At 60.1% G+C, this 10,322-nt stretch carries 5 protein-coding genes; 4 read left to right on the forward strand and 1 reads right to left on the reverse strand.

Going from position 1 to position 10,322, the window contains the following annotated elements:
• Positions 1-138 precede the first annotated feature (138 nt).
• Both QM649_RS08855 and QM649_RS08860 read left to right on the forward strand, forming a co-directional pair.
• Positions 139-1,371, forward strand: coding sequence for a tetratricopeptide repeat protein (locus QM649_RS08855; protein WP_415198666.1), 1,233 nt, complete (start codon positions 139-141; stop codon positions 1,369-1,371).
• Between the two features lie 83 nt (positions 1,372-1,454).
• Entirely contained in the window at positions 1,455-3,233 is a 1,779-nt protein-coding gene (locus tag QM649_RS08860; protein WP_415198667.1) for a chloride channel protein, read from the forward strand.
• A 78-nt stretch (positions 3,234-3,311) separates the two neighbouring features.
• Here QM649_RS08860 and QM649_RS08865 read toward each other — a convergent pair whose 3' ends face one another.
• A complete protein-coding gene (locus QM649_RS08865) occupies positions 3,312-6,854 on the reverse strand; it encodes a carboxypeptidase regulatory-like domain-containing protein (RefSeq protein ID WP_415198668.1) in 3,543 nt (1,180 codons plus the stop codon).
• 184 nt (positions 6,855-7,038) lie between these two features.
• On the opposite strand from QM649_RS08865, the gene QM649_RS08870 reads away from it, so the two are divergent.
• Positions 7,039-8,142 carry a LacI family DNA-binding transcriptional regulator gene (locus QM649_RS08870; RefSeq protein ID WP_415198669.1) on the forward strand — a complete coding sequence of 368 codons (1,104 nt, stop codon included), beginning with the start codon at positions 7,039-7,041 and terminating at the stop codon, positions 8,140-8,142.
• A gap of 92 nt (positions 8,143-8,234) precedes the next feature.
• Positions 8,235-10,322 (forward strand): glycoside hydrolase family 2 protein (locus QM649_RS08875; RefSeq protein ID WP_415198670.1); only part of this gene is annotated, 2,088 nt, incomplete at its 3' end.

Raw genomic sequence — 10,322 nt, forward strand, 5'->3', positions numbered from 1 at the left:
ATCGTCTGGGATGATCGTACCGCTGTTCGCGCTTTCTGGTCAGACCACTCATGACAAGAGGGATACCAAAGGCGCTCTTCGACGTTCTACCATCGCAGCGCGGCTCGAGAAACCGTTAAGCTAGTAAAGATGCCTGGCTTGGAGCTTCGTTCCCCGTTATCAGCCGAGGAGCGAATCGAAAAACGCAAGCTGATTGTGCGTGACGTTACCGCCTTACTTACACTTTTCGCGATCACCGCGGTACTGGCGACCCTTACCTGGCTCCTGTTCAGCTCCTTCACGCAGCATCGCAAGGATCTCGCACAGCGCTGGCTCACCCGCGGACGCGCCGCCATGGCTGCCGGCCATCCGGACCAGGCCGTCATCGCGCTCCGATCTGCTCTGGAGTATCAGGAAGGCGCTCCGGCCGCGGAGCAGCGGGAGACGGAGATCGCACTGGCTTCGGCACTGGCAGCGGCAGGGCGGGCCAACGAGGCTACCGCATACTTCAATACCCTGCTCGAAGCCGCGCCTGGCAATGGCGTCATCAATCTGCAGCTTGCCCGCCTTGCCGCCAAGCAGGGACACGAAGCGCAGGCGGTCGAGAGCTATCAGCGCGCCCTCGATGGCGTATGGCAAGGCGATGGCTACCAGCGCCGCCTCCAGGTACGACTGGAACTTGTCGGCTATCTGCTGAGTCTGAAGGAGTTTAGCCGGGCGCAAGGGGAACTGCTCACGGCGGCTGGAAATGCGCCGGACGAGCCGGAAATCAAGATCCGCATCGCCGGCCTGATGGAACAGGCAGGCGACCCTCAGAACGCCTTTCTTCTGTACCGCAAGCTGGCCACCGAGCATAAGCCTCCCCTGGAGGCGCTGGAGGGTGCCGGACGCACCGCCGCGGCTCTCGGCCGATTCCAGATCGCACGGCAGTTTCTGGCGCGGGCGCTCGGCGATTTCGCGCTCGACAAGCAGCCTGAGTCGGAACGCGATGCCGTACGCAACCAGCTGGCATCTGCTGTACGCCTGCTCTCGCTCTATCCCGATCCCGACCTTACGCCCCGGGCCCGCACCCAGCGGATTCTTCGCGATGTGGCCATCGCCCAGGCGCGCTTCGACGGCTGCCTCCAGAAAGCGCAGGCTTCCGCCTCGCCGGACAGTACGAATTCTCAGACCGTGCCCGGCTCATTGGGAGCGCTCGACGCGCGCTGGCAGCAGGTTCCACCGAACCTCAACCTGCATTCCCTCGAAGACGATCCGGATCTTCAGCAGAGCCTCATGACGCTGGTCTACGACACCGAAAAAGTTACCGCGCAAACCTGCGGACAGCCAACCGGCAACGATGCCCTGCTCTTTGAGATTGCGCAGGCTCCGTGGGCCATCGACCAACCATGACGGACGACATGAGCGATAATTCCACCCACTTTTCGCCCTCTCGAGACGCCGGTCCAACCGCGACAGGCCCGGTTGCCCATTCCGTGGCTGAAACGATCGCCGCAGCGATCGGCCAATCGGTTGCAACGCCAACGCAGCCCGCATTCGCGCAGCGGCAGGGAGAAGTGACCCCGCCCGGCATCGACATTTCGCGCATCGCGCCAAAGCGCGACGAGCGCATGTTCCTGCTGCTCTCCATCTTTATCGGCGTGCTCTCCGGCCTGCTGGTGGTCGCTTTCCGCGTGGCCATCGAATGGATCAAGATCCTCACCCTCGGTTCGGCGCCACATCCTGGTCAATATCGCCTGCTGATCGCACCCACCGCCATCGGCCTCGTTGTAGCCGCACTCGTGCAGTGGTTCTTCCCTGCCGCGCGCGGCTCGGGCGTCAACCAGACGAAGGCTGCGCTCTATATCTACAACGGCTACATCTCGTTCAAGACGGTCATCGGCAAATTCCTGACATCGGCGCTGGCGATCGGCGCCGGCCACTCGCTCGGTCCTGAGGATCCGTCGCTGCAGATTGGCGCCGGCGTCGCGTCGATGGTCGCTCGCAGGCTCAATCTTTCCCGCCAGCGGCTGCGGCTCTTCGCTCCGATTGGCGCAGCGGCCGGCCTTGCCGCCGCTTTTAATGCACCTGTCTCAGCGATCCTTTTCGTCATCGAGGAAGTCATTGGCCAGTGGAGCGCCGCGGTGCTCGGCTCGATCGTCCTCTCCGCGATTTCGAGCGTAGTCGTGGCGCGCTGGTTTTGGGGCTCGGAGCCGATGTTCCGCATCCCTTCGGTCACGCTGCGCGATCCTCGCGAACTGCTTGCCTACTCCATCCTCGGCGTGGCAGGCGGTCTCTCGTCCCTCGTGCTTTCGAAGTCCCTCGGCTATCTCCGGCCGCGGCTGCGCCGCCTGCCCCGATCCACGTTCTACTATCAGCCTGCCATTGCAGGATTGCTCGTCGGCTGCATCGGCTTCTTCGGGCTGCCGCAGATCATGGGCCCTGGGTACGACATCATGGACCAGGCCATGCACGGATCTTTCGCATGGCAGTTCCTCGTTGCGCTGGCGCTCTTCAAGATTCTCGGCACAACCCTCTCGTTTTCGAGCGGCACGCCGGGCGGCATGTTTGCGCCCACGCTCTTTATCGGAGCCATGCTCGGCGCAGCCATCGGTACTTTCGAGAAGCTGCACTTCCCTCACTTCACCGGGACCGTGGGAGCATATGCGCTGGTGGGTATGGGCGTGCTCTTTGCCGGCTTCATCCGTGCGCCTCTGACCTCAGTGTTCATGGTGCTCGAGGTGAGCGGCAACTACTCGATCATTCTGCCCGTGATTCTCGCGAACACCATTGCCTACCTGCTCTCGCGCAGCCTGCAGCCGGTGCCGATCTTCGAGGTCTTCACCCACCAGGACGGCCTCGAATTACCATCGATGGAAGAGCAGCGCGAAGAGAGCCCCTTGCATATCGAAGATGCGCTTGAACCGCTGCGCCTGCCACGGGTGCATAGCCGAGACTCGATCGAAACGGTCGCAAAGACGATCGCGGCACTGCAGGTGCAGGCTTTCCTTATCCAGGTATGGGATGGATCGTGGTATGCGATGACCGCGGATGAACTGACCTCGGCCGCAGCGACGCTGACACCGGATGCGCCTATCGACCGCGCGATGAAAACAGATCGGACGCCGCAGCTCTTCCCTGATCTGCCGCTCGATGCCGCTCTGAGGCACTTTCCGCGCTGGCCGGTACTGCCTGTGCTGAATCGCGCCAGCCGCAGCACGCTCGAGGGCGTACTCACACTGGATGGCGTGCTCAAGCGGTACCAGGAGAACTAGCTCTTCCTGTAAGAAAAAGGCTGCGGACCGGACGCACTCCCAATGACAGGCGCCCGATCCGCAGCGGCTCAAAGAGCGTCAGAAGGTGAACCTCGCTCCGAACTGCAGCTGGCGCGGCTGATTCGCAGCAGCCAGAATCTGCCCGAAGCCTGCCATGACCGAAGGGTCTGTCACTTCCGCTGGATTCCAGAAGACGTTGGGATAACCCATCTGCACGGTGTTCGTCACGTTGTAGGCCGAAACCTCCAGCCGCAGATTGCGTTCCCCCGGCATCGCAAAGCCCTTGTAGAGCGATGCATCGAGGCTATGCGCACCATCCGTGCGAATGCTCGAAAGATACGCAGGCGCGGTGCCCGCGACGAAGTTGCTGGCAGGCTGCGAGAAGCATGCGTAGCTGAACCACTCATCCACTGACCGCTGCGCATGCGCGCCCGGATTGCATGCCAGGTTCACGCGCTGGTTGAAGTACGGGTTGCCGGTGCCCGTGGGCGAAGCGATTGGCACGCCGGTGCTCAGGTAGAGGATCGTGTTCACTGTCCATCCGCCCAGCAGCGAATCCTGCATGCCGTGTAGATTGATCAGCCGTCCCTTGCCGATCGGCAGCTCATACGAAGCCTGCCAGTTGAATTGCAGCTTCACATCCTGCGAACTTACCGCGCGCTCCAGGTTCAGGTTGCGCCAATCCTGCGGGCCCGCCGAGTGATAGCCGACAAAGCCCAGCGGCGTCTGGCTGTCATTCGTCATCAGCTTGGCCCAGGTGAAGCTCGCGATCGTCGAGAAGTGATTGCTAAGCTGCTTCTCGAGCTTCGTCTGCATGGAGTTGTAGCTCGAGTCCGCACCCGGATAACCGTTGATGGTCACGCCTGAACCGAACGATCCGTTGTTGAACTGCGGATAAGGCTCGAGCGACAACCATAGCGGCACCTGGCTCGCGCCGTAGTACGGATTCGTCGCCGGCAGGATCGGCTCCCAGGTGTTTGCCACCATCTCGCAATTGGTTTCGCTATCGACACAAAGCGTTCCGCCATAGCGCGCGATCTCCCCGATGGACAGAGTGTTCAGATCCACCGATCCCATCGGCAGAAACAGCCCACGGCTGCCCACGTAAGCGAGCGTGAAGACCATCCGGCCAGGCAACTGCTGCTCTACGCCAAGGTTGTAGTTATAGGTCGTGAGGGTACGCGGATTCCTGATCACCGTGCTTAGTCCCACGCCGATGTTGGTTGCGGCACCCAGCGTCGAGCCGGTGGGCTCCACTACTCCGTTCGGGAAAGGATTGCTTAACGGGTTCACCATCACGGTATTGCCGTCATCGTTGTACTCCGTCGCATTCCATGTCGTGTTTGATCCGAAGCCGTCGCTGTTGAATGCGGGATTGCCCACCATCGTCGTACTGGGCCCGTAATAAATACCTGCGCCGCCGCGCACAACCGTTCCCGGCTTCGCTTCCCATGCAAAGCTGGCGCGCGGACCGATATCCTTCCAGTTCGTATCGAATGGAGTCCGGTGGCTGGAGCTCGTGAATTGCTCTCCGCCTGTGAGTCCCACACCATCCAGGCTGTATTGCAGAGAGGGATCGAACCACTCCTGACGGTTGAAGCGTTCGGTGCGGCCGCCGAAGATCTCCCAGCGCAGCCCTGCGTTGATCGTCAGGTGAGGCGTCACATGGAAGACATCCTGCAGGAAGGCCGCGTAGTATGGATTCTCACCTGCTGCGAAGACATCTTTCGTAAAGTTGTCGCCCTCTCCGCCCGGAATCGAACCCATGCCTAGCAGAAAGCTTGCGAAATCGCTGCCGTCACCTGCAAAGGTGGTCGAACTGGTCGCCGTATTGTCGAAGGTGTAGGAACCGGCGGGTGACACGGGCTGCCCGATGTTCATGTACTTCTTCTGCCATTCGAAGCCCACGCTCAACTCATGCTTGCTCAGCAGCTTGGTATAAGTTGCATTCACGTCGCTGTTTTCGCTGGCGAAGATGAACGTATCCTCATTGCCCGTGCCACCGACAGAAGCGGTCGTGCCAAATACCATCACCGGAATCTGCTTGTAGAGCACTTCGCTCGCAAGCGAGGCGGGGAAACCAGCCGCTGTGATGTCGTAGCCGTTCTGCCGGGGATCGCCGGTCTGATCTTCGTAGTGACGCGTGAACGAATAGCGCAGCTGCAGCAGCGAACTCTTCGAAAGCGTGATGTCGTCTCCAAGAGCCACATTGCGTGTATTTGTGATGTTCACGTAGTAGTTCGGATCGAACATGTTGTCTGCGCCATATAGATCCGCATTCCCGAAATCGAGACGGCCATAGGAGAAACGCCCGAAGAGCTTGTTCTTTTCGTTCAGCGCATAGTCGATGCGTATGTCGAACTTCTGCGCATTTTGCGGATCGAGTCCTGAGCCCGTGTAGTTGTTCGTGTGATACGGGCCGTCTCCAGGAAGGTTCGGCAATGGCAGCTTGCTGGCAAAATATTGCGCTACCGGGTCGAGGTTTGCCGCGGGAATCACGTTACCTGAGAAGGCTTGACGCGTACCATCCGCATTGTCTGGGACCAGCGGGTTATAAATCGTGATGCTATCCGCGGAGAAATCGCCCGTACGTTCCGCCGACGTCGGCACGGTGTAGTAGCCGTTTTCTAGCTGCTCCTGTTGCGTCGCCTCGTAATCGCCGAAGTAGAAGAGCTTGTCCCTGAATAACGGCCCGCTGATTGCACCACCCTCCTGGTAGCGATGAAAATCGAGAGGCGCTGCGCCTGGGTTGTCGCGCTTGTAGAAGAAATCATTCGCAGCGAGCGCATTCGGACGGAAGTAGCCGAAGGCATCGCCATGCAGTTTGTTCCCGCCTGACTTGGTGACGAGGCTGATGACACCGCCGCCGCCGCTCGCATAGCTGGCCGGCGTGTTCTGCGTCTCCATGCGGAACTCGTCGACGCCATCCTCGGGGACCTGGAATGCCGGCATAATCGTCGCGACATTGTTTTCCGCGATCCCGATTGGGCTGCCATCCACCATGTAGAAAACATTGCCCTGCAACGATCCGTTGATCGTGTACGAAGAGACATCGATCAGTGAGCGGGCATTGAAGATGCCGGGCGTGTCGGAAGCATTCGGCGTGCCATTCGCCGGCGCCACTCCGGCGCTCAGCTGCACCAATTGATAAACGTCGCGCGTGAGCAACGGCACACGATCGATCGTCTCCGCACCGATGAGCTGCCCGACCGTAGCGCTCGAGGTGTCAACCGGCGAGGCCGATGCGTCCACGGTGACCGTCTGCGTCAGCGAGCCTACCGCCAGGCGCACATTCACGCTTGTCGCCTGATCCACGGTCACACGTACGTTCTTCTGCACGGAAGTCTCGAAGCCATCATGCCTTGCAGTCAGCTGATAAACGCCCGGATCCACAGCGACAAAGGTATAGACGCCTGCATCCGTTGTCGTCGCGGACAACACCTGGCCGGTCTTCGCCGACTTGAGGGTGATCGTCGCCTTCGGGATCACAGCACCGCCCGAGTCTGCCACCGTACCGCTCACGCTGCCACGGCCAGCCTGCGCCAACAGATTCATCTGCAGCGTCGTACAACAGAGCGCAAGCAGCGCGAAAAATGACAGACGTGCCGCATAGCGTGCCATAAGACAGCCTCCAGAAGCGAAATTAGTTTTCTTTATTCAATCGTTTGAATATCGTGTGAAAGGAAAGTACGGCGAGCCCGTCGCCATGTCAAGAAGAAAGATTTCGCCGCGCTGTCCACCACGCGGTGTGCTATCTCTGGAGTACCCACCCGCTACCGGCCGGAGTCCGGCAAAGGTAATCGTGATGTCAAAGCGCAAGTCCGGACATGTCACCCTCAGCGACGTAGCAGGCGCCGCTGGATTTTCTGTCTCCACTGTCTCCATCGTGCTGAGCGAAGCGCCTCTTTCGCGCCATGTCGCCGCTTCCACCCGCGAGCACATCCGCACCGTCGCCGCGAAGCTCGGCTACCACCCTGACGCCTTTGCTCGCTCGCTGCGAATGCGCAGTTCACGTACGATCGGCGTGCTTGCATTCGATCTTTCCGATCCCTATTGCGTGCCCATCGTGCGCGGCATCCACTCCGCACTGCAGACGTCGGAATATCTACCCATGGTGCTCGACGCGCAGACCGAGCGGCGGCTCTTCGATGAGCATCTCAGGCTGCTGCTCGAGCGCCGTGTAGAAGGCGTCATCGTCATCGCCAGCTGGGTCTTCGATGAAGTCAACCTGCTCGCGGACATCCGCAAGAACGCGGTGCCCATCGTCATCGTGGGTCGCGACCTCAGCACGCGCGGCGTAAGCTCTTTCCTGCTCGACAATGAAGAGGGTGGGGCACAGGCGCTACGACATCTCGCCGGGCTCGGTCATCGCCGGATTGCCGTCATCACCGGACCGCGCGAGATGTTCGATAGCGAGCCACGCTGGCGCGGCATCGAACACGCAGCCGAAGAATGCGGCATCGTTCTCGACCCGCTGCTCGTCCAGCAACTTCCGTCTTTCGGCGATGCCGAACACGGTTTCGAAGGCGGCCGCGACATCGCGAAGCGGCTAGTAGGGACGGGGCGGCCTTTCACCGCCGTCCTCGCGTTTGATGACCTCACAGCTCTCGGCGTGGTCAGAGGTCTCTCAGAGATGGGGATACGTGTGCCGCAGGACTGCTCAGTCATCGGCTTCGACGATGTGCTTCCGGCTCGCGTCGCAACACCCGCCATCACGACCATCCGCCAGCCACTGCGCTCCATGGGCGAGCATGCCGCACAGCGCATGCTGGAGCGGCTCTCCGCCCCGGCACAGTCAAGGGAACGGGGCCGCGTTCACAAGGCCGCTCCGGAGCTTATCGTGCGCAGTTCGACCGCGCGCTATCGTGACGCGAATACACCAAAGACACGCAGCCGCAAGAAGTCTTGACAACCGTCGGAGCGCCTCGAATAAAGTATTGAAACGATTGAATGGCGGAGAAGATCTCCGCATACTTTTGAAAGACAGAGGGAATCCCACGTATGACCTCCGCCCGTTCCATCGCCCTGTTCACTGCTGCGTTGCTGTCTCTGCCTGCTTTTTCCGTCGCACAGAGCTCTGCCTTTCACGACGGATGGAAGCTCCAGTCGGCTTGTAAAGCGACAGAGAACGGCGTATCGGTATCCAAGACCGGCTACGATGACACTTCCTGGATCGCCACCTCCGTACCCAGCACAGTCGTTGCCGCGCAGGTGAAGGCCAAGCTTTTCCCCGATCCTTACTTCGGCGATAACCTGCGGAAGCTGCCCGGCATGAACTACCCGGTAGGCAAGAACTTCGCCAATCTGCCCATGACCGATGACAGTCCCTATCGTTGCGGCTGGTGGTATCGAAAAACCTTTGCAGCTCCGGCGTCGAACAAGAACGAGCACACATGGCTGCATTTCGGCGGTATCAATTATCGTGCTGAGCTTTGGGTGAATGGACATCGTATTGCGGATAAGAATCAGATTGCCGGGGCCTACCGCACTTATGATTTCGATGTAACTTCTGCGCTCGAAGCGGGACACGAGAATGTCGTAGCCATTGAGGTTTTCGCACCTACGGAAAAAGATCTCGGCATCAACTGGGTTGACTGGAATCCTGCGCCACCTGATAAAGACATGGGCCTCTGGGGCGATGTAGACCTGATATCGACCGGCGCGGTCACGCTACGATCACCGATGGCGGTCACGCACTTTACGGATGACACGCTATCCACAGCGGAGGTATCCGTCTACGCAGAGGTGCACAACGCAACAGATCATGCAGTGAATGCCACAGTGAGTGGCACGATCGCAGGCGCGGCCATCACGCAGTCCGTTGCATTGCAACCGAATGAAGACAAGACTGTCATCTTCATGCCTGATCGTTACCCTGCGCTGCGCATCACGCATCCGAAGCCGTGGTGGCCGGCCCAGATGGGCGAACCACATCTCGAATCGTTGAAGATGCAAGCCGCTGTGTCCGGCGTGAAGACCGACGAGCAGACTACAGAAGTTGGCCTTCGCGAAGTCTCCTCTGAGCTCACCGCCAATGGCAGCAGGCTCTTCCGCGTGAACGGCAAGCCTATTCTTATCCGCGGTGCAGGGTGGTCGCAGGATATGCTCCTACGCTCTGACCCGCAGCGTCTGCGGGACCAGATCCGCATGGTCAAGGACATGCACCTCAATACGATTCGCCTTGAGGGAAAGCTCGAGACGGACGACTTCTTCCGGCTCACCGACCAGCAGGGCATCCTCGTAATGCTCGGCTGGTGCTGCTGCGATCACTGGGAAAAATGGGAGACGTGGACGGACGAGGATCGTAGAATCGCGGATGCCTCGCTCCATGATCAACTTCTCCGCCTGCGGCAGCATCCGAGCCTGCTTGTGTGGCTCAATGGCAGCGACAATGCTCCGCCGGCGGATGTGGAAAAGAGCTACCTTGACGTCGAGGCATCGGTGCACTGGCCCACGCCGATCATCGCTTCCGCATCTGCGACCGACACGGTCAACTCCGGACCAAGCGGCGTGAAGATGACAGGGCCATACGACTACGTCGAGCCCAGCTATTGGCACGTGGACACGAAGTTCGGCGGGGCCTACGGCTTCAATACGGAGACGAGTCCGGGACCTGCTATCCCTTCGCTTGCGAGCCGCAAGCTCTTCCTCAGTGATCCCGAGGCATGGCCTGCAACAGAAGACTGGAGCCTGCACTACGGTGGAGGTGAGTTCAAGAACCTTAACGTCTTCGATGAAGCCATGACGGCTATCTATGCGAAGCCCGCGAATGCCGCGGATTATGAGCGGATGGCGCAGACGATGACTTACGACTCGGAGCGTGCCATGTTCGAGTCCTACTCACGCAACAAGTACAGCGCCACCGGCGTGGTGCAGTGGATGCTGAACAACGCGTGGCCGTCGATGATATGGCACTTATACGATTACAATCTCGACGCGGACGCGGGTTATTTCGCAGTGAAGAGGGCATGCGAGCCTCTGCACATTCAGTACAGCTACGACGACCGCTCCATCGTTGCCGTCAACAGCACGTATCAACCCGCCTCCGAGCTGCACGCCGCGATCCGCGTGCATAACCTTGAATGGAAG

It is taken from the genome of Silvibacterium sp. (genome assembly GCF_047605705.1).
GTDB lineage: Bacteria > Acidobacteriota > Terriglobia > Terriglobales > Acidobacteriaceae > Silvibacterium.